Source organism: Streptomyces sp. NPDC038707 (assembly GCF_040636485.1).
Lineage (GTDB): Bacteria > Actinomycetota > Actinomycetes > Streptomycetales > Streptomycetaceae > Streptomyces.
Genome location: NZ_JBEZUP010000040.1, coordinates 1 through 17,299, shown reverse-complemented (window position 1 = coordinate 17,299; position 17,299 = coordinate 1). Strand labels below are relative to the sequence as shown.

Here is a 17,299-nt window from a genome sequence, read left to right as displayed (position 1 = left end):
TGCCCACCCTCGCTCAAGGAGCACCCGTGGAGATCTTCTTCGAAACCCTGCTGGTCCTGGTCTGCGTCGGCGTGCTCGCCTTCGCCGGTCTGACCGTGAAGAAGCTGTACCAGGGCCAGCGCTGACCCCCCTCTAGGAAAGCCTCCGCTCATGATCGAGATCCCGTCCGACCTGCACAAGGACCTTGTCCCGCTCGCCTTCCTGCTCGGCAACTGGGCGGGCGCGGGCGTGCACGACTTCCCCGGCTCTGAGAAGTGCAACTTCGGGCAGGAGGTCAGCTTCACCCACGACGGCCGGGACTTCCTGGAGTACCACTCCCACACCTGGGTGCTGGACAAGGACGGCAACAAGGTCCGCCCGCTGGAGTCGGAGTCCGGCTTCTGGCGGATCGACGCCCAGCGCAAGGTCGAGGTCACGATGACCCGCGACGACGGTGTCATCGAGATCTGGTACGGCGAGATGGCCGACAAGAAGCCGCAGATCGACCTGGTGACGGACGCCGTCGCCCGCACCCCGGGCTCGCCCGCGTACAGCGGCGGCAAGCGGCTGTACGGCTATGTGAAGAGTGACCTGATGTGGGTCGGCGAGAAGCAGACCCCCGAGGTCCCGCTGCGCCCCTACATGTCGGCCCAGCTCAAGAAGGTCGTCACCCCCGAGGACGTCGAACGCTGGGCCAAGGCCCTCCCGGACGACCTGCCCGACGACGGCATCGCTTTCTTCAAGTAGTCCTAGACTCGTCGGTGTGGTGAGCACCGACTGGAAGAGTGATCTCAGGCAGCGCGGTTACCGGCTGACGCCGCAGCGGCAGCTCGTTCTCGAAGCCGTCGACGTCCTCGAGCACGCGACCCCCGACGACATCCTCGTGGAAGTGAGGAAGACGGCGTCGGGGGTCAACATTTCCACCGTCTACCGGACGCTGGAGCTGCTGGAGGAGCTGGGCCTGGTGAGCCATGCCCATCTGGGGCACGGCGCGCCCACCTACCACCTCGCCGACCGGCACCACCATCTGCACCTGGTGTGCCGGGACTGCGAGGACGTGATCGAGGCGGACGTGGAGGTGGCCGCCGAGTTCACGGCCAAGCTGCGGCAGCAGTTCGGGTTCGACACCGACATGAAGCACTTCGCGATCTTCGGCCGGTGCCGGGACTGCTCCCTCAAGGGTTCAAGTAGCACGTCGTAGGCTTGCGTCATGAAGAGCCCCCTGCTGTCCCTGCCCGGCGCCGTCCCCGCCGAGGGCGTGGACGAAGGTGTCGCCGCCCACTACGGCGACCTGTTCCGCGAGCAGCGCGCCCTCGCCGACGGCACCGGTTTCGTCGACCTGTCCCATCGCGGTGTCGTCACCGTCAGCGGTGACGACCGGCTGAGCTGGCTGCACCTGCTGCTCACCCAGCACGTCAGCGAACTGCCCGCGGGCGAGGCCACCGAGGCCCTGATCCTCTCCGCGCACGGGCACATCGAGCACGCGCTGTACCTGGTGGACGACGGTACGACCGTCTGGGCGCACGTCGAGCCCGGCACCCAGGACGCTTTGATCGCGTACCTGGAGTCGATGAAGTTCTTCTACCGGGTGGAGGTCGCCGACCGCACCGCCGACATCGCCGTGGTCCACCTGCCGGCCGGTTCCATCGCCGAGGTGCCGGACGGGGTCGTCGTGCGCGAGACGGCGTACGGCCGTGATCTGTTCCTGCCCCGCGCGGAGCTGGAGTCCTTCGCCGCCTCGCACGGTCCCGCCGCCGGGCTGCTCGCCCACGAGGCGTTGCGGGTCGAGCAGCACCGGCCCCGGCTCGGCTTCGAGACCGACCACCGGACCATTCCGCACGAACTGGGCTGGATCGGTACGGCCGTGCATCTCCAGAAGGGCTGCTACCGCGGGCAGGAGACGGTCGCCCGGGTGCAGAACCTGGGCAAGCCGCCGCGCCGGCTGGTCTTCCTGCACCTGGACGGCAGCGAGGTGCACCTGCCGGTGCCGGGGACCGAGATCCGGGTCGCGGACGAGGGGGCCGAGGGCCGCAAGGTCGGGTTCGTGACGACGTCCGTACGCCACCACGAGCTGGGTCCGGTGGCGCTGGCGCTGGTGAAGCGGAACGTGCCGGTCGACGCGCGGCTCCTGGCCGGAGAGACGGCGGCGGCTCAGGAGGTCGTGGTCGAGCCGTAGCCGTGGCCGTGGCCGTGCGGCCGGGCCGGCGTCGTCGGGGATCGGTGCGTTGCCGGGTGCGGCGCCGTTGTGGTTGCTCGCGCAGTTCCCCGCGCCCCTTCGGGGCGCTGCGGTGCCGGTCGGTTCGACCGGTGTTCCGCACGCGCGGAAAAGCGACCCCGCCTCACATCTCCAGCAACACCGTGAACGGCCCGTCGTTCGTTAGGTTCACCCTCATCTGCGCACCGAAGCGGCCCGTCGCCACCGTGGCGCCCAGGGCGCGCAGCCGGGCCACGACCTCGTCGACCAGGGGTTCGGCGATGTCGCCGGGGGCCGCCGCGTTCCAGGTGGGGCGGCGGCCCTTGCGGGCGTCGCCGTAGAGGGTGAACTGGCTGATCACCAGCAGCGGCGCCCCGGTGTCGCTGCACGACCGCTCGTCCTGGAGCATCCGGATCGTCCACAGCTTGCGCGCCAGCTGGGCCGCCTTCTCCTTGGTGTCCTCGTGGGTGACCCCCACCAGGACGCACAGCCCCTCGCCCTCGATCGCGCCGACCGTCTCGCCGTCCACGACGACGCTCGCGCTGTCCACCCTCTGCACCACCGCACGCATGCCGACCATCATGCCCGGTGCCCCGCCCGCGCCCGCACGGGGACCGCTATGGATCCGTTACCCCCCATCTGGGGCCGTTCGGGGGCTCTCGGTCACATAGCGGCCGGTTGGGGTGGCACGATGCTTCCCACACGCCGGTCGAGGGGACGGTCACACGCAGATGAGCACACCGAGCACCAGCGGGCGGCTGGGGACACAGGGGCCGCACCGGCCGCCCGCGCAGCGCACCGACAGCCCCCCGGACCCCGGGTCCGACGAGCCCGGTCTGGCCCGCCTCAGCCTGCCCGAGCTGCGCGCCCTGCGCCGCGACGCCCAGCGGGACGAGGCGGACCTCAGCTATGTGCGGCGGCTGCTCCAGGGCCGTATCGACATCCTGCGCGCCGAGCTGGCCCGGCGCGGCCGGGCGTCCGTTCCCGCGCCGGCCGACGGTTCCGTGGTCGACCTGCTCCCGGAGATCCTGAAGGACGCCCCGGCCCGGCAGCGCTCCTCGGCCCGCCACGTCACGCTCGGCACCCCGCACAGCGAGGAGTACGGGCGGCTGGCCGCCGAGATGCTCGCCGAGGTGGAGCTGTCGGACCTGACGGCGCGCACCGATCCGGAACTGACCGCCGCCATGGGCCGCCTGGTCCGCTACGAGCAGGAGGTCTCCCGCCGCCGCCAGCTTCTCCAGCGCACCGCCGACGACTGCGGCGGGGAGATCGCGCGCCGGTACCGGGAGGGCGAGGCCCAGGTCGACGACCTGCTGACCTGAGCGCGGCGCGGCCCGTCTGCGTAGGCTCCCCCTCATGGCTGAGATGGGTCTGCGTGAGCGCAAGAAGCGGCGGATGTACCAGGACGTGTCGGACATCGCCGTACGGCTGTTCCTGGAGCGCGGCTTCGACGCGGTGTCCGTGGCGGAGGTCGCCGCCGCGGCCGGGATCTCCAAGCCGACCCTCTTCCGGTACTTCCCGGCCAAGGAGGACCTGGTCCTGCACCGGATCGCCGATCACGAGACGGAGGCGGCCCGGGTGGCCGCGGGGGCGGCGGACCCGGTGGCCGCGCTGGGCCGGCACTTCCTGGCCGGGCTGGACCGGCGCGACCCGGTGACCGGCCTGAACGACCATCCCGAGGTGCTGGCCTTCCACCGGCTGCTCTACGGGACGCCGTCCCTGGTGGCGCGGGCGTACGCCCACCAGGAGCGGTCGGAGGCGGCGCTCGCCGAGGCGCTCGGCGGCGATCTGGACGCGCGGCTGGCCGCCGGGCAGATCATCGCCGTCCAGCGGGTCCTCGCCCTGGAGAACTGGCGGCGGATCGCGGCGGGGGAGCCGGTCGAGCGGGTCGCGCCGGATGCCGTACGGGTGGCGGAGCGGGCGTTCGGGCGGCTGGCCGGGGTGCTGCCGGAGCTGCGGCCTCCTGCTGAGACTCGGTAAAGAATGTAACTCGGTAACGTTTTATCGTACGCTGGCGGCATGACGTCGACCGACCCCGCCCTCACGGAAGCCCTGCACACCGAGCGCGCCTACCACGACACCTGCCGCGCGGCCCTCGCCGCGATGGTCGACGGCGCCGCCGGACAGGTCGTCACCGGCGAGGACGTCTCCGCCTCCGGAGCCGACGCCGAAGTCCTCGGCCGCCGGCTGCGCGGCCAGGCCAAGGCGCTGCGCGAACTGCCGCCCGGGCCACTGTTCTTCGGCCGGCTCGACTTCGCCGACGGCCACCCCGGACACGGCGGGCAGAGCTACCACGTGGGCCGGCTGCGCATCACCGAGGACCCGGCCGCCCCGCCGCTCGTCGTCGACTGGCGGGCCCCCGTCTCCCGCGCCTTCTACCAGGCCGACGCCACCGACCCGCAGGGCGTCGAGGTGCGCCGCCGCTTCGGCTGGGCCCCGGGCAGCCGGGGCGAGGCCACCGACCTGACCGCGCTGGAGGACGAGCACCTGGGCCGGGGCGAGTCACGGACCAGCGACATCGTCGCCCGCGAGATCGAGCGCCCCCGCGTCGGCCCCATGCGTGACATCGCCGCCACCATCCAGCCCGAGCAGGACGACCTCGTCCGCGCCCCCCTCACCGACTCCGTGTGCGTCCAGGGCGCGCCCGGCACCGGGAAGACCGCCGTCGGCCTGCACCGGGCCGCGTACCTGCTCTACACCCACCCCAAGCGACTCCGGCGCTCCGGCCTGCTCATCCTCGGGCCCAACCCGGCCTTCCTGCGCTACATCGCCGAGGTGCTGCCCTCGCTCGGCGAGAGCGGGACCGCCGGGCGCGACACGGCCGGCAAGGGCTACCGCCAGACCACCCTGCTGGACGAGATCGCCCGCCACCCGGCCACCGGCACCGACCCGCTGCCCACGGCCGCCGTCAAACACGACCCGCGGATGGCCGAGGTGCTGCGCCGGGCCCTGTACGCGCGGGTCACCACCGACGGCGCCGGCGACCTCGCCGTCCCGGACGGCTCCTACCGCTGGCGGGTGTCCGCCGCCGACCTGGCCGCCCTGGTGGCCGAGGTCCGCGCCGAGGAACCCCCGTACGCCGTCGGGCGGGAACGGGTGCGCACCCGGGTGGTACGACGGCTGCGCGAGCAGGCCGAACGGCGCTCCGGGGTGCTGCCCGCCGCCTGGGTCCGCCGCGTCGAGCGCTGCCGGCCGCTGACCGAGCGGCTCGATACGGTCTGGCCGAAGGTCCGCCCCGAGGAGATCCTCACCGAACTCCTCACCGACGCCGATGCGTTGGCCCGGGCCGCCGACGGCCTGCTGGACCCCGGGGAGCAGGCGGCGCTGCGGTGGCCGCGCCCGCCCCGCTCGTACAAGTCCGCCCGCTGGTCGGCCGCCGACCTGGTCCTGCTGGACGAGCTGGCCGGGCTGATCGAGCACCCCGAGGGGTACGGTCACATCGTCGTGGACGAGGCGCAGGACCTCTCCCCGATGGAGTGCCGGGCCATCGCCCGCCGGGCCGCCTTCGGCTCGCTCACCGTCCTCGGCGACCTCGCCCAGGGCACCACCCCGTGGGCCGCCCGGGACTGGTCCGTCCAACTGCGCCACCTGGGCCGGCCGGACGCGGCCGTGGTGCCGCTGACCACCGGGTTCCGGGTGCCGGCCGCCGTGCTGGAGCTCGCGAACCGGCTGCTCGCCCGCCTCGGGACCGCCGTACCTCCCGCCACCTCCCTGCGGACCGACGGGGAGCTGACCCTCAGGTCGGCCGAGGACGTGCTCGCCGCCACCGTGACCGCCGTCCGCGAGGCCCTCGCCCGGGAGGGCTCGGTCGGCGTGATCACCGCGGACGCGGACGCCGGCCGGGTACGGGCGGCCCTCACCGGGGCCGGCCTGGAGGCGGCCGGCCCCGACGCACTCGGCGCCCGGCTGGCCGTCGTCCCCGCGACCCTGGTCAAGGGCCTGGAGTACGACCACGTCATCGCCGTCGAACCGGCGGCCGTGGCGGAGGCGGAGGAGCGGGGCGCGCACCGGCTGTACGTGGTGCTGACCCGGGCGGTCTCCCGCCTGGACGTGGTGCACGCCCGCCCGCTGCCGTTCTGAGACCCCGCGGGGGCTCAGCGGCCGGCGTACTCCGCCAGGTGCTCGCCCGTGATCGTGGAGCGGGCCGCGACCAGCTCGGCGGGGGTGCCCTCGAAGACGATCCGGCCGCCGTCGTGACCGGCTCCGGGACCGAGGTCGATGATCCAGTCCGCGTGCGCCATGACCGCCTGGTGGTGCTCGATGACGATCACCGACTTGCCCGCGTCGACCAGCCGGTCCAGCAGGCCGAGCAGCTGTTCCACATCGGCCAGGTGCAGCCCGGTGGTCGGCTCGTCCAGGACGTAGATCCCGCCCTTCTCGGACATGTGGGTGGCCAGCTTCAGCCGCTGCCGCTCGCCGCCGGACAGCGTGGTCAGCGGCTGGCCCAGGGTGAGGTAGCCGAGGCCCACGTCGGCCAGGTTCCGCAGCACGCGGTGCGCGGCCGGGGTACGGGCCTCGCCGTCGCCGAAGAACTCCCCGGCCTGTTCCACCGTCATCGCCAGCACCTCGCTGATGTCCCGGCCGCCGAGCCGGTACTCCAGCACCGAGGCGTCGAACCGGCGGCCCTCGCACTCCTCGCAGGTCGTGGCCACCCCGGCCATGATCGCCAGGTCCGTGTAGACGACGCCGGCGCCGTTGCAGGCCGGGCAGGCGCCCTCCGAGTTCGCGCTGAACAGGGCCGGCTTCACCCCGTTGGCCTTGGCGAACGCCTTGCGGACCGGCTCCAGCAGCCCCGTGTACGTCGCCGGGTTGCTGCGCCGCGAGCCGCGGATCGGGGTCTGGTCGACGTAGACCACGCCCGCGCCCGCCGGTACGGACCCGCGCACCAGCGAACTCTTGCCGGAACCGGCCACCCCGGTGACGACGGTCAGCACCCCGAGCGGGATGTCGACGTCGACGCCCTTCAGGTTGTGGGTGGTGGCGCCGCGGATCTCCAGCGCGCCGGACGGCTCGCGCACCGTGTCCTTCAGCGCGGCCCGGTCGTCCAGGTGGCGGCCGGTGAGCGTGCGGGCGGCGCGCAGCCCGGCGACGGTGCCCTCGAAGCAGACGGTGCCGCCCGCCGTACCCGCGCCCGGGCCAAGGTCCACCACATGGTCGGCGATCGCGATGACCTCCGGCTTGTGCTCCACGACGAGCACCGTGTTGCCCTTGTCCCGCAGCCGCAGCAGAAGGTCGTTCATCCGCCGGATGTCGTGCGGGTGCAGACCGGCGGTCGGCTCGTCGAAGACGTACGTGACATCGGTCAGCGAGGAGCCGAGGTGGCGGATCATCTTCGTACGCTGCGCCTCGCCGCCGGAGAGGGTGCCCGCGGGCCGGTCCAGGGAGAGGTAGCCGAGCCCGATCTCCACGAACGAGTCGAGGGTGCCGCGCAGCGAGGCGAGCAGCGGCGCCACGGACGGTTCGTCCAGCTCGCGCACCCACGCGGCCAGGTCGCTGATCTGCATCGCGCAGGCGTCGGCGATGCTGATCCCCCTGATCTTCGAGGAGCGGGCCGCCGCGCTGAGCCGGGTCCCGTCACAGTCGGGACAGGTGGTGAAGGTGACCGCGCGGTCCACGAACTCCCGGATGTGCGGCTGCATCGCCTCCCGGTCCTTGGCCAGCATGGACTTCTGGATGCGCGGGACCAGACCCTCGTACGTCATGTTGATGCCCGCGATCTTCATGCGGGTCGGCTCGCGGTACAGGAAGTCGTCCAGCTGCGCCTGGGTGAAGGTGCGGACCGGCTTGTCCGGGTCGTAGAGGCCGGACTCGGTGTAGAGGCGGTGGTTCCAGCCGCCGGGCTTGTAACCGGGGATGGTGAGCGCGCCCTCGTTGAGGGACTTGTCCGCGTCGTAGAGCTGGGTCAGGTCGATGTCGGTGACCGTGCCCCGGCCCTCGCAGCGCGCGCACATGCCGCCCGTGATGCTGAACTCGCGGCGCTCCTTCACCTGCTTCCCGCCGCGCTCCAGGGTGACCGCGCCGGCCCCGCTGATGGAGGCGACGTTGAAGGAGAACGCCTTGGGCGAGCCGATGTGCGGGGTGCCGAGCCGGCTGAAGAGGATCCGCAGCATCGCGTTCGCGTCGGTGGCGGTGCCGACCGTGGAGCGCGGGTCGGCGCCCATCCGCTGCTGGTCCACGATGATCGCGGTGGTCAGCCCGTCCAGCACGTCCACGTCGGGCCGGGCCAGCGTGGGCATGAAGCCCTGGACGAACGCGCTGTACGTCTCGTTGATCAGCCGCTGCGACTCGGCGGCGATGGTGTCGAACACCAGGGAGCTCTTGCCCGAGCCGGAGACGCCCGTGAACACCGTCAGCCGGCGCTTGGGTATCTCCACGCTGACGTTCCTGAGGTTGTTCTCCCGCGCGCCGTGCACCCGGATCAGCTCGTGGCTGTCGGCGGCGTGCCGTGCGGTCACCGGCGCGTCGTCCGTCCTCGTGGTCATGCTCATCGCCTCTCCGTCCGTGAACCCCCGCCACGCTAGCGGCGCACCGCGCCCGTCCGCTTCTCCATTCCTGACCCGGTCGCGGACCGGCCCCCCGGGGCCGTCCCCTCCGGTCAACGGACCCTGACGCTGCCGCAGGTGAAGGCGGTCCTCTCCAGCAGCTCCGGCGTGACGGCGACGCCGGTCAGGTGCTCGGCGAGGGCGAAGGCCGCCGGTGCGGACAGGTCGGTGCCGGGGGCGTCGGCTTCTCCCTCGTCCCCCAGCGGGAAACCGATGCCGTGCATGACGTCCAGCAGCTCGTCCGGCGTGGTGCCCCAGCGCTCGTCGGGGAACCCGGGCTCGAACCAGAGGCGTCGCACGGTGTCCTCGGCCCACAGGAACGCGTCGAGACCGTTGATGTTGACGAAGTGCGACACCCAGCGCGTCCCGGCCGAGGCGGGCAGGGCACGGTCCTCGGTGACCCCGAGGCAGCCGTTGGGTTCGATCAGCAGGGTCCAGGCGCCGACGGCCGTCATGGCGACGAGCTGCCGTCCGCCGTCCGACGCGCGGGCGAGGGCGAAGGCGGCCTCCACCACGGCGTCCGCACCGGTCAGCGCGGGCTCCTCCCGCCCGTCCAGGCGGCGCAGCAGCTCCGCCGGTGCCAGTCCCCGCACCAGCGTGAAGCAATAGGCCTCCGCGAGATCAGGGAAGCGTTCCTCGAACCAGGTGCAGTCGGCGGCCGTCGTCATGGTCATGGGGGAGATCCTCGCGCACGCCACTGACACTCCGGCCCGGCCCGGACTCGCCCGGAGAAGCGGGGCAGGGCGGGTTTGGGGCGGGGCTCGCGGCGGAAGTTTCCGGCATGCGACCGGATGACTGGCACCTCACCGAAGACGTGGACGCCTTCCTCGCCCGGGCCGGGGACTTCCTGCGCTCACGGCCGGATCTGCACACCATGGCGCTGACGGTGACCGAGACCCTGCGCGCCCACGGCCCGGGGGCGTACGGCGCCGGGGCCCCGCTGTTCGGCTGCCTGGCGGAGTCGGGCGAGGTCCGTGCCGCCTTCCACCGCAGGCCGGGGGGTCTGCTGAGCCCCACCGTCCTCACCCCGGAGCAGGCCGGCGCCCTCGCCGCCCGGCTGGCCGGCCTCGGGCACGTCCTCCCCGGGGTCAGTGCCGAGCAGCACAGCGCCGCCGCGTTCGCCGAGGCCTGGCGGCGGCACACGGGGGCCGCGTCGGCCCCGCGCGCGCAGCGGGTCCGCCTCCACCGGCTCGGCACCCCGGTCCCGCCGGACCCGCACCCGGAGGGCCGGGCCCGGGCCGCGGGCGAACGGGACCACGCGCACGTCGTGCGCTGGTGCCGCGCGTTCGCCGCGGACGTCCGGGAGGACTTCCCCGCGGACCCCGGCGCCTGGGCCGGCACCCGTTTCGCCGCCAAGCGCTTCACGTTCTGGGAGACCCCGGACGGCACCCCCGTCTCCCTGGCCGGTGCGACACCGGTGGTCGCGGGCCATGTCCGGGTGGACCCCGTCCACACCCCGGCCCCCCTGCGCGGCCGCGGCTACGCGGGCGCGGTGACGACGGCGGTGGGCCGGGCCGCGCTGGCCGCCGGCGCGCACACGGTCGTCCTGTTCGCGGACCCGGCCAACCCCACGAGCACCGCGCTGTACCGGCGCATCGGGTACGACCCGGTCGCCGAGTTCACGGTGCACGACTTCACGTGAGGACGGTCGTGGCCCTCCGCGCGGTCGCAGCCCTTCGCCACCGCTCAGCCGGTGCGGAGGACCCGGAAGCGGCCGGGTTCCGCCGGGTCCCGGTCGACGACCTGGACCGGCGGCCAGACCCACTGCCGGACGCCGATGCCCGGGGCGCGGGAGAAACGGATCCGTCCGCGGGTGCCCTCGGTGTCGGCACGCGCCCAGGACGCGGCGATGTCCGCCCGGTCCGTGCCGTGGGCGCGCAGCACGTCGGCTAGGACGGCGATCGTGTCGTACCCCTCGAAGGCGACGAAGGAGGGCGCTCCGCCGGTCCGCTCGCGCAGCTCCGCCTCGACGCGTGCGCCGAGCGGGGTGAGGCGCTCGGGCAGGTAGCGCAGGAACGGGATGCCCGCGCCGTCGGCGCCCAGCAGCGTCGCCCACTCGGCGAACTCGGGCTGTCCGGCCGGGGCGCCGATCAGGACGCCGGCGAGGCGCGGGTCGCGCCGGACGGCCCGGACGACCGGCACGGCCGGCTCCGGGTGGCCGGCCAGCAGCAGGAGCGCGGTCGCGCCGTGGGCGGCGAGTGCGTCGCACAGGGCGGCGGGGCCGAGCGTGCCCGTGTCGAGTTCCACGACGCTGCCGCCGCGCGGCGCGAGGTGCTCGCGCAGGATGGCGGTCCCGGACGCCCAGTAGACGCTCGGCTGGGTCGCCACGGCGATCCGGGTGTGGCCCGCGCCGAGCAGGAAGTCCGCGTAGATCCGCCAGCCGTGGGACTGGGCCGGGGCGATCCGGGCGACCCGTTCCGTCGGCTGTCCGGTGAGCGCGTCGAGCACCGCCGACGAGCACAGGAACGGCAGGCCGAGGGCGTCCGCCCGGGCGGCGGCGGCACGGGCGACGACGCTGTGGTACTCGCCCGTCACGGCGGCCACGCCCAGCCGGGCCAGTTCGTCCACGGCCGCCTCGGCCCGCTGTGGATCGGCCGCGGTGTCCCGCACCACCAGCTCCAGCGGCCGCCCGCCGATCCCGCCGGCGTCATTGACGTCCCGCACGCCCAGCTCCAGCCCGGCGAGCAACTGCCGTCCCGCCTCGGCCCAGCCGGGCGGCGTCAACGGAGCGAGCGCCCCGACCCCGATGGCCACCCCGTCACCCCGGCCCGCCCCGAGCGCCGTACTCATACGGCCACGCTCCCATCCGTCCCGTCCATGATCATTACGCGGGCCATTGCAACCACAGCCCGCCCCGGCGGGCAAACGGTTATCGCGCCGACGCGCTGTTCGACGGCGAGCGAGTGGCCGGTGGGTTCGTCCCGGCGCGTCCCGCAGGTCGGCCGCCCGGGACAGGCTCTCGCGGCTGAGGGAGCCCCGGACGCCCCGGGAGAACACCTCGTCGCTGCCGACGACCGGCATCTCGGGCAAGCCCTTGACGCAGCGGGGGACGGAGCCTGGTGATCTTCCCTGATCCGCGGCCTCGTAAGGTGGAGGCATGTGGACCCAGCACACCCAGGCTCTGTGATCGCGAGGCGCTGAGGGCGATGCCGTAGCGGCGTCGCCCTCCCCGGTGTGCCTGTCGCGTGTTCCACGTTCCTTCCGCCGCCCCGCTGACAGCGGCTTCCCGAGAGCGCGTGCAGGCACGGTCCTTTCCCTTCACCGTTGCCAGGAGTGCCTCGTGCCCGCGTTGCTTCCCCCTGCCCTCGAACCGTTCCTCGACGTGCTGCGCTGCCCAGTGTGCCGCGCCCGTCTCCGCCCCGGCCACGGCTCACTGCGCTGCCCGGCGGGCCACACCTTCGACCTCGCACGCCAGGGCTACGTGAGCCTCCTGACGGGCAGCCGCGCCACCAGCGGTGACGACGCGGCCATGGTCCAGGCCCGGAACCGGTTCCTGGCCACCGGCGGGTACGCCCCCGTGCGCCGGGTCCTGACGCGTATGACAGCCGACGCCCTGCCCGGTCAGGGCAAGGTCCTGGACGTCGGATGCGGCACCGGCCACTACCTGGCCGGCGTGCTCGAGCACCTGCCCGGCACCCGCGGCCTGGGGCTGGACACGTCGACACGCGCCCTGCGCTCGGCGGCCCGGGCCCATCCGCGGGCCGCTGCGGCGAGCTGGGACGTCTTCCGCCCCTTCCCCTTGGCAGACCAGGGGGTCGACGTCGTGCTGAACGTGTTCGCCCCGCGCAACCCGGCCGAGTTCCACCGAGTGCTCCGTCCGTCCGGCCGGCTGATCGTGGTGCGCCCCGCCGAGCGGCACCTGGCCGAGCTACGGGGCCGGATCCCCGCGATGGTCGCGATCGACCCGGACAAGGAACAGCGTCTGCGACAGGCGCTTGGCCCCTACTTCCAGGCCGCCGGCACCCGGCAGGTGGAGTACGCCATGCCTCTGTCCGGGCAGGAGGCCATCGACCTGGTGGGGATGACACCGAGCGCCCGCCACCTGACCCACGCGGACCTGACCGCTCGCGGTCCCCTGCCCGCCCAGGTCACCGTCTCCGTGCTGGCCACCTCCTACCGGCCTCGGTGAGCACGGGCGGCGGACACCCCTGCCCCAGATAACTGTGGGCAGGGCGAGGTTCTGACCTGCGGTGCCTACGGTTGAGTGGGACAGGTCGGCCGTCGATGTCCCGCTCAACCGTAGGCAGCCGCCTCTAGGGTGCTCATCGCGGAAGTCCACTGGTCGGCGCGGAGGTGCCGGGCCCGCCGAGGCCCGGCGCAAGAAGTCGGGGAACCTTCCCCGCTTGCAAGTCCTCTTCCCCGCCTCCCTGGGGGCGTCGCCGAGTTCACCAGTCGGCGACGCCCGACGTTTGCGGCGGTCAGGCCGTATGGGAGCGGGTAGAGGTGATCACGACGGATGTGTAGGGCATGGTGGCGTGGCCGCCGAGCATGTCGATCGCAGTCCCGGCGCTGTCCAGGACCTCCGCCATTTTGTCCGCGGAGAGTTGGGTGAGGCCTCCGAGGGTGGGGAGCTGGTCGAGCCACTCCTCTCGGGAGTAGGTGCGCTCCCAGGAGAAGCGCCACTGTTCCGGCTCGCTGAACCTGCCGGTCTGCCGGATGCCGTCGGCGATTTTCGCGAACAGTGGCTGGTAGGCGTCCACGGCCGATCCTCTGAGCAGGCCGGGGTTGAACGGAGAATCGGGGGCGACCCGTTGGAGTGTTTCGGCGAGGGCGTCGATCACCTCGGCCGGGAGTTGGGGGACGTGGTGGAAGGGGGCGAGTCGGCCGCCGGGCCGGAGCACCTGGGCCGCCTTGGCCGCGCCGGCGACGGGGTCCACCCAGTGCCAGGCGGTGCCGGCGATGACCGCGTCGAACTGCCGCCCTGCCGGCTGCCAGTCCTCGAACCTGGCGACCTCGACCTCGACACGGCTGCGTCGCGCGAAGGCGGCCATCCGCTCGTCGGGCTCGACACCGAGCACGGTGCAGCCGACCGCCCGGAATTGCCGGGCCTCGATGCCGGTCCCGGCTCCGACGTCGAGGACGCGCCGGCCGGGGCTTGCCGCGACGATCCTGTCGACCAGGGCCTGGGGATACGGCGGTCGGGCGCGGTCGTAGCGTTCGGCGTCCACTCCGAACGACTCGGCCGTCTGCCGGTGGCGGTGGGGCTCGGGGCCGGACTTGTCCGGCTGTCCCTGCGATAAAGTGGGCATGCGCCCACACTAATGGGCGGTTGCCCACTTGTTAAGGCGGGGCCGCGTAGAAAGGGAGACAATGCCGTCAGGGGTGCACATCCACAACGTGCGCGGCCAGTTGTTCGAAGCTGCCGAGCGCGTCCTGCTTCGGGACGGGCCCGACGCGTTGACCAGCCGGGCGGTCACGGAGGAGGCGAACTGCGCCAAGGGCGTGCTGCACCGGCACTTCACCGACTTCGACGCTTTCCTGGCAGAACTGGTCCTCGACCGCGTCCGCGGCATCGAGGACCGGACCACGACTCTGCGCGCGGCCGCCGGCACCGGGAGCGTGGTGGACAACCTCGCCAACGCGCTGCAGGACCTGTTCGGGCCGGTCACGGTGGCGATCGTCGCGCTCATCACCTTCCGCGACGGCCTCCGCGCTCGGCTGCGCGAGGCCGGTCTGACCGGCATCCCCCTGGTCATGCAGGGCACCGCCATGATCGCCGCATATCTCACCGCCGAGCGGGAGTCGGGGCGTCTGGCCGGTGACGCCGACATCGACACGCTCGCCCCCACCCTCGTCGGGGCCGGACACCTGCTGTTCGCCGACCGGACGAGCGCCCCACCGCAGAGCGCCGCCGTCCGCAAGATGGTGACCACCGTCATCGCCGGCGCCTTGCGACCACCCCAGTCGTGACCTGAGCGCCCAGATCGCGTGTCGCCCCGCCCACCTTGCCCCCGGATCTGGTAGGCCTCCGTAGCTGCCCCAGGCTAAGCACTTGGACGTGGCCGGGGTCCGGCTGCGCTGGAGCTGGGTGCGGGCAAGTCGGATCACCAGCCGCATGGGGGCAAGGCGCGGGTCCTCGCCGATCCGGTTGGGCATCCCATCTGCTTCAGCCTGCGCTGATTGCCGGATTCACGAGGCCCTCGACCTGTCTGGCTGTGGCCTCGATGGTTGTGCTGAGCCATGTGCGGCTGGTGCCTCGCAGGGGCGCTTGCAGCGGGAAGCGGCGGTGGAATTCGGCGATGGCCCGGGTGACGACGAGGAGGTCGTCACTGAGGATCGATCGCCTTCAGTGATCTGATGCGAACAGGCTGATCAGCGTGATGTGTTCGGGGTATCCAGCGGCTTCCAGCCATGGGGCCTTTTTGTCCGGCTCGACGGTGGGTGCCTTGACCACGACCAGGTCGTGGAGGAGTTCGGCGCGGTGGGTGAGCCGGTAGTGGCGGTGGGCCAGACCACTCCAGAGCTTGCCGGTGGCGACGTAGCAGGCGTCGATGTGAGTCGGGTCGTATCGCTGCCGGAGTCGCCAGTAGTGGCGTTGAGCGCGAATGACGTCGAGGGTTCGGGACAGGTCAAGTTGCTGTTCGGGGGCGAGGACGTTCTTGCCGATCCAGAGGTTGTGGCGGATGCAGACTTCGTCGTGGATTGAGGCCCAGACCTGGGCGGGCAGCGTCGAACCGGTGCGGGCGACGACGCAGCGGCGGCAGGCCCAGCGAAGCACGTGGTCGGGGGCGGGACATGTGTTTCCGTCGTGGATGACGCATCGTCCGTGCGGAGGTCGGGGATGGCTTCGGCCAGGGTCTTCCGAGACTGGCCGCTGAGGACGCAGAGGGTGTCGAGGCTGGTGAGACGGGAGTCCAGCCAGCGTGAAGGAGAGCGCAGGCGGGCCAACGGGACGTGGTTCGCCAGGGCCAGCCGGTTCCAGTAGGACGATTCGCACTCGCCGGGGAACGGCGGCAGCGTGATGGGCAGCGGGCGGATGAGTGCCGGGCGGAACGTCATTGTTCAGCCGGTGCGGGGCAGAGAGGCGGTGCGTCCACGGGCGGAGGACTCACTGCTGTGGTCGATGCGAATGTTCTTGACCGTGGTCCGGGTGATGCACTCGGTGCTGTCCAGGATTGCGGAGATCGCCGCCGCCCGGATGAGGTGGGAGAGGCTTCCGATCATGCCGCCCGTGCGCTGGTGCAGGTGTTTCGCCATCTTCACCAGGGTGTTCGGCTCGTGGCGGTGGAGGCGGAGGGTGCTTTCCACGGAGGCGATCAGGGACCGCCACTCTGCGTTGAGAGGGAAGGGACCGGTGCGGATGAGGACGCAGCGGCCGGCGAGCTGCTTGCCGCGGATGCCGGTGAACAGCCCGGACTGTTCGACGTTGATGCCAGCATAGACAAAGGCCGCGGGCAGATGCTCGGTGAAGTACTTCAGGTGGTCGGAGAGGTCTTCACCGGCGATGGTGGCGTGGTTGAGCAGGTAGATTTCGTCGACCAGGACCAGATCCGTGCGGGCCTCGATCAGCACCTGGCAGACCGCACTGGTGACGTCGATGGTGTTGTGTCTCGGGCCGATCACGGGCAGGCCGAGGAACCGGGCGAACTCCATGGCGAGTTTGCGCGGGGAGCCCTTGGGCGGGGCGGTGATGTAGACGACCGGGATGCGGTCGCTGCCCGGATAGCGCTGCCGGACGCGCAGTTCATATAGGCGGCCGAGCTGCTTGAGCGCAGTGGTTTTCCCGGTGGTCCACTCGCCGGAGACGATGAGTCCGCGGCGGGCGCCGTGCTCGCGCTGGTTGAGCAGGGTCAGCAGCCGTCCCTGGTGGGCGATGTCCTTGACCGTGGACGTGCGCACGACCTGGAGTTCGGAGTGGTAGGCGATGCGGGCCTCGTCATAGGCGTCCCGCATCGGCGGTCTCAGGGCCTGCCACTGCTGTTCGGGCAGCAGGTCGAAGACAGCCGGGTCTTCTTCGACGAACCGGCGCCAGCCCTCCAGCCGTGCCGACGGGTCCGTGCGGTCCTCGCCAGGCTCCGGTACTTCCTCGCCGTCCAGGTTCGGTGCGTTCACCACCACCTTTCGGCCTCCTTGCGTGCGTCGAAGATCTCCAGCGGGATCACGTCGGCGAGTTCGTCCTCGTCCGTCTCCACCGATTCGGCAATGGGCTCGGCGGCCGGCTCGTCCGGCCGGGGCCAGGAAGGCTCGGCGGTGGCCCGGGTGCGGGCGGCGACCTTGCGGTCCCGGCCGCTGCGGCGCGATGCGCGGGACGGTTCCGCGGGTGCGTCCTTCAGGCCGTCGGCAGCGCGGTCCAGCAGGGCGACGGCGGCCTGGGCGATCTCCTCTTCGGTCGCCGGGTCGGTGCCGCGCTGGGCCAGGACGCGGCGGGCGTGGTCCCAGGCGAGCTCGCCCATCGGCATCGGGGCAGTACGAAGGTGCCGCCAGATCACGGTGATTCAGCCGCCCTCGCGGTGGTTGCGTACCCAGACGCGGGAGATGTCGTAGGGGTCTTAGGCACCGTCTCATTTGGTGAGTCTGCGGTAGCAGATGAAGGTGCAGGCGATGCTGGTGAAGGCAAGGAAGTGCTCGGCTTTGCGCTCGTAGC

Annotated in this window: 17 protein-coding genes; 9 read left to right on the top strand and 8 right to left on the bottom strand. The window is 72.3% G+C overall.

What is annotated here, in order from left to right:
• The first annotated feature begins 150 nt into the window (after positions 1–150).
• From AB0E62_RS34410 to AB0E62_RS34400, 3 genes are read left to right on the top strand one after another with little or no spacing between them, the layout of a single operon-like run.
• Complete coding sequence (locus AB0E62_RS34410) at positions 151–726, top strand: FABP family protein (RefSeq protein WP_362203056.1); 576 nt, start codon at positions 151–153, stop codon at positions 724–726.
• A gap of 16 nt (positions 727–742) precedes the next feature.
• Positions 743–1,180, top strand: a complete 438-nt coding sequence (locus AB0E62_RS34405) for a transcriptional repressor (protein ID WP_362203053.1) — start codon at positions 743–745, stop codon at positions 1,178–1,180.
• Positions 1,181–1,189: 9 nt separating this feature from the next.
• A complete protein-coding gene (locus AB0E62_RS34400) occupies positions 1,190–2,155 on the top strand; it encodes a folate-binding protein (protein WP_362203050.1) in 966 nt (321 codons plus the stop codon).
• 163 nt (positions 2,156–2,318) lie between these two features.
• On the opposite strand, the gene dtd is transcribed toward AB0E62_RS34400, so the two are convergent.
• Complete coding sequence (gene dtd, locus AB0E62_RS34395) at positions 2,319–2,744, bottom strand: D-aminoacyl-tRNA deacylase (RefSeq protein WP_362203047.1); 426 nt, start codon at positions 2,742–2,744, stop codon at positions 2,319–2,321.
• A gap of 160 nt (positions 2,745–2,904) precedes the next feature.
• On the opposite strand from dtd, the gene AB0E62_RS34390 reads away from it, so the two are divergent.
• The 3 genes from AB0E62_RS34390 to AB0E62_RS34380 are packed head-to-tail and all read left to right on the top strand — an operon-like array spanning position 2,905 to position 6,253.
• On the top strand, positions 2,905–3,495 hold the full coding sequence (locus tag AB0E62_RS34390) for an aerial mycelium formation protein (RefSeq protein ID WP_362203044.1): 591 nt from the start codon (positions 2,905–2,907) through the stop codon (positions 3,493–3,495).
• A 34-nt stretch (positions 3,496–3,529) separates the two neighbouring features.
• Positions 3,530–4,153, top strand: a complete 624-nt coding sequence (locus AB0E62_RS34385) for a TetR family transcriptional regulator (protein ID WP_362203041.1) — start codon at positions 3,530–3,532, stop codon at positions 4,151–4,153.
• A gap of 39 nt (positions 4,154–4,192) precedes the next feature.
• The gene (locus AB0E62_RS34380) at positions 4,193–6,253 is read left to right on the top strand and encodes an AAA family ATPase (protein ID WP_362203038.1); all 2,061 of its coding nucleotides are present in this window, start codon (positions 4,193–4,195) and stop codon (positions 6,251–6,253) included.
• Between the two features lie 14 nt (positions 6,254–6,267).
• On the opposite strand, the gene AB0E62_RS34375 is transcribed toward AB0E62_RS34380, so the two are convergent.
• On the bottom strand, positions 6,268–8,661 hold the full coding sequence (locus tag AB0E62_RS34375) for an excinuclease ABC subunit UvrA (protein ID WP_362203035.1): 2,394 nt from the start codon (positions 8,659–8,661) through the stop codon (positions 6,268–6,270).
• Between the two features lie 107 nt (positions 8,662–8,768).
• Entirely contained in the window at positions 8,769–9,389 is a 621-nt protein-coding gene (locus AB0E62_RS34370; protein ID WP_362203032.1) for a DUF6461 domain-containing protein, read from the bottom strand.
• A gap of 107 nt (positions 9,390–9,496) precedes the next feature.
• On the opposite strand from AB0E62_RS34370, the gene AB0E62_RS34365 reads away from it, so the two are divergent.
• Entirely contained in the window at positions 9,497–10,357 is an 861-nt protein-coding gene (locus AB0E62_RS34365; protein WP_362203029.1) for a GNAT family N-acetyltransferase, read from the top strand.
• 44 nt (positions 10,358–10,401) lie between these two features.
• Here AB0E62_RS34365 and AB0E62_RS34360 read toward each other — a convergent pair whose 3' ends face one another.
• The gene (locus AB0E62_RS34360; RefSeq protein ID WP_362203026.1) at positions 10,402–11,505 is read right to left on the bottom strand and encodes an ABC transporter substrate-binding protein; all 1,104 of its coding nucleotides are present in this window, start codon (positions 11,503–11,505) and stop codon (positions 10,402–10,404) included.
• A 490-nt stretch (positions 11,506–11,995) separates the two neighbouring features.
• Here AB0E62_RS34360 and AB0E62_RS34355 point away from each other — a divergent pair, with 490 nt between their 5' ends.
• Positions 11,996–12,844, top strand: coding sequence for a putative RNA methyltransferase (locus AB0E62_RS34355; protein WP_362203023.1), 849 nt, complete (start codon positions 11,996–11,998; stop codon positions 12,842–12,844).
• Positions 12,845–13,133: 289 nt separating this feature from the next.
• Here the strand turns inward: AB0E62_RS34355 and AB0E62_RS34350 are convergent, their stop codons facing one another.
• On the bottom strand, positions 13,134–13,964 hold the full coding sequence (locus tag AB0E62_RS34350) for a class I SAM-dependent methyltransferase (protein ID WP_362203020.1): 831 nt from the start codon (positions 13,962–13,964) through the stop codon (positions 13,134–13,136).
• A gap of 73 nt (positions 13,965–14,037) precedes the next feature.
• Here AB0E62_RS34350 and AB0E62_RS34345 point away from each other — a divergent pair, with 73 nt between their 5' ends.
• Positions 14,038–14,625 carry a helix-turn-helix domain-containing protein gene (locus AB0E62_RS34345; protein ID WP_362203017.1) on the top strand — a complete coding sequence of 196 codons (588 nt, stop codon included), beginning with the start codon at positions 14,038–14,040 and terminating at the stop codon, positions 14,623–14,625.
• Between the two features lie 376 nt (positions 14,626–15,001).
• Here the strand turns inward: AB0E62_RS34345 and AB0E62_RS34340 are convergent, their stop codons facing one another.
• The 3 genes from AB0E62_RS34340 to AB0E62_RS34330 all read right to left on the bottom strand — a co-directional run bounded on the left by AB0E62_RS34340 (position 15,002) and on the right by AB0E62_RS34330 (position 17,114).
• A complete protein-coding gene (locus AB0E62_RS34340; protein ID WP_362203014.1) occupies positions 15,002–15,433 on the bottom strand; it encodes a hypothetical protein in 432 nt (143 codons plus the stop codon).
• Between the two features lie 284 nt (positions 15,434–15,717).
• Positions 15,718–16,773, bottom strand: coding sequence for a TniB family NTP-binding protein (locus AB0E62_RS34335; RefSeq protein WP_362203011.1), 1,056 nt, complete (start codon positions 16,771–16,773; stop codon positions 15,718–15,720).
• Positions 16,764–17,114 (bottom strand): hypothetical protein, encoded by a 351-nt coding sequence (locus AB0E62_RS34330; RefSeq protein WP_362203008.1) that lies wholly within the window; start codon positions 17,112–17,114, stop codon positions 16,764–16,766. Before AB0E62_RS34330 ends, AB0E62_RS34335 begins: the two co-directional genes overlap by 10 nt.
• Positions 17,115–17,299 lie beyond the last annotated feature (185 nt).

What these genes read in the sequence shown, in the direction of transcription:
- AB0E62_RS34410 (WP_362203056.1), top strand. Translation starts at nt 151, where the DNA reads ATGATCGAGATCCCGTCCGACCTGCACAAGGACCTTGTCCCGCTCGCC.
- AB0E62_RS34400 (WP_362203050.1), top strand. Translation starts at nt 1,190, where the DNA reads ATGAAGAGCCCCCTGCTGTCCCTGCCCGGCGCCGTCCCCGCCGAGGGC.
- dtd (WP_362203047.1), bottom strand. Translation starts at nt 2,744, where the DNA reads ATGCGTGCGGTGGTGCAGAGGGTGGACAGCGCGAGCGTCGTCGTGGAC.
- AB0E62_RS34390 (WP_362203044.1), top strand. Translation starts at nt 2,905, where the DNA reads ATGAGCACACCGAGCACCAGCGGGCGGCTGGGGACACAGGGGCCGCAC.
- AB0E62_RS34385 (WP_362203041.1), top strand. Translation starts at nt 3,530, where the DNA reads ATGGCTGAGATGGGTCTGCGTGAGCGCAAGAAGCGGCGGATGTACCAG.
- AB0E62_RS34380 (WP_362203038.1), top strand. Translation starts at nt 4,193, where the DNA reads ATGACGTCGACCGACCCCGCCCTCACGGAAGCCCTGCACACCGAGCGC.
- AB0E62_RS34375 (WP_362203035.1), bottom strand. Translation starts at nt 8,661, where the DNA reads ATGAGCATGACCACGAGGACGGACGACGCGCCGGTGACCGCACGGCAC.
- AB0E62_RS34370 (WP_362203032.1), bottom strand. Translation starts at nt 9,389, where the DNA reads ATGACCATGACGACGGCCGCCGACTGCACCTGGTTCGAGGAACGCTTC.
- AB0E62_RS34365 (WP_362203029.1), top strand. Translation starts at nt 9,497, where the DNA reads ATGCGACCGGATGACTGGCACCTCACCGAAGACGTGGACGCCTTCCTC.
- AB0E62_RS34360 (WP_362203026.1), bottom strand. Translation starts at nt 11,505, where the DNA reads ATGAGTACGGCGCTCGGGGCGGGCCGGGGTGACGGGGTGGCCATCGGG.
- AB0E62_RS34350 (WP_362203020.1), bottom strand. Translation starts at nt 13,964, where the DNA reads ATGCCCACTTTATCGCAGGGACAGCCGGACAAGTCCGGCCCCGAGCCC.
- AB0E62_RS34330 (WP_362203008.1), bottom strand. Translation starts at nt 17,114, where the DNA reads ATGCCGATGGGCGAGCTCGCCTGGGACCACGCCCGCCGCGTCCTGGCC.